At 39.5% G+C, this 1,083-nt stretch carries 2 protein-coding genes; both read right to left on the minus strand.

Translation table 11 applies throughout. The annotated features are described in order from the left end of the window. Positions 1-97: 97 nt before the first annotated feature. Complete coding sequence (gene comJ / locus HMPREF3179_RS02920) at positions 98-580, minus strand: competence protein ComJ (protein ID WP_018027470.1); 483 nt, start codon at positions 578-580, stop codon at positions 98-100. Positions 581-620: 40 nt separating this feature from the next. Next, positions 621-1,083: RHS repeat-associated core domain-containing protein (locus HMPREF3179_RS02925; RefSeq protein ID WP_305778292.1), on the minus strand; the 463-nt coding region annotated here is incomplete at its 5' end.

The following is a 1,083-nucleotide window of genomic DNA, read 5'->3' on the forward strand; positions in this document are numbered from 1 at the left end:
AGCTTAACTCCCCTTTACGACTGTCCTTAATGCCATTGAATCATTAGTTCTTTCAACATAACTCTATGAGAGTCTAACGGCAATCCAACACTGTCCTCTATACAGAGCGACTAGCTAACAACTTTCCCTTTGCACCACCAAATCGATCATCTATAAAAAACTCAGCGGTCTCAGGTAAGGTGGAATTGTTAGGAATTAAAACAATATTAAAATACAATTCTTCTTGCTCCGAATCCTCACAAACTTCAAAATATCCAGTATAGACACCTGGCGCTATATCCAATTTCAACTCATGTTCTGCCATGGGCGATGATAAATATAAATCCCCAACTACAATGAATGGAAATTTAAGTACTCTATGAACATCTGAAGATGGCGTAAAACCTTTTGCCAAGCGAACATTTACTACAGCATCAAAATCACCGGAAGCAATGGGGTCGAAAACAACATGGGACTTACCCAAAATAGCACCTTGCTGAATTTCGTCTTTTGTCCAATCATTAAAACTTTCATCGTATGGACCGCTTCTAAAGTGAATTTGACGATGTGAAACGTATAGGTCAATTGATATTTCGTTCATATTTTTAACTCCTTAAAATAAATACATAGTTCATAATGAATTAGTCAACAATCTGCACAAGAATACGAGTATTTTCAGATAGTCCACGAGTTGCACAATCAATACTGGCACCTGCCCCTCTATTATCAGAAGGGTCTATATGTCTAACACTAGCGCCTTCGCCACCTTCTTTAAACATTGCCATTGGCCACTCATCACGGTCTAAACCCAACTTAGTTTCAATACCTTTTAAACTTGCTCGTCTATTTGCACTAGTCTTACCACCTATTGTCACAACCTGAGCATGACCTGCTTTAATAGCATCTTCAATATGGGTAAAAGTTTCTGGATAGACAGAACGACTTAACTCCATGACCACATCATACCGTTGATTCTTAAAAACTCCCGCTTTTGTTATTATGTTAACACCTTTCCACCCCAACGGATCCACCCACTCTACCGGGTTCGGGGCGTATTGATAGAGATTAATCCCTCCCATCAAGCCGATCGGGTCTTGGCTGATA

The organism is Oligella sp. HMSC09E12, assembly GCF_001808505.1.
In the GTDB taxonomy this organism is placed as follows: Bacteria; Pseudomonadota; Gammaproteobacteria; order Burkholderiales; family Burkholderiaceae_B; genus Oligella; species Oligella urethralis.

Bases quoted from the DNA above. Each gene is read 5' to 3' on its own strand.
- comJ (WP_018027470.1), bottom strand. From the start codon at position 580: ATGAACGAAATATCAATTGACCTATACGTTTCACATCGTCAAATTCAC.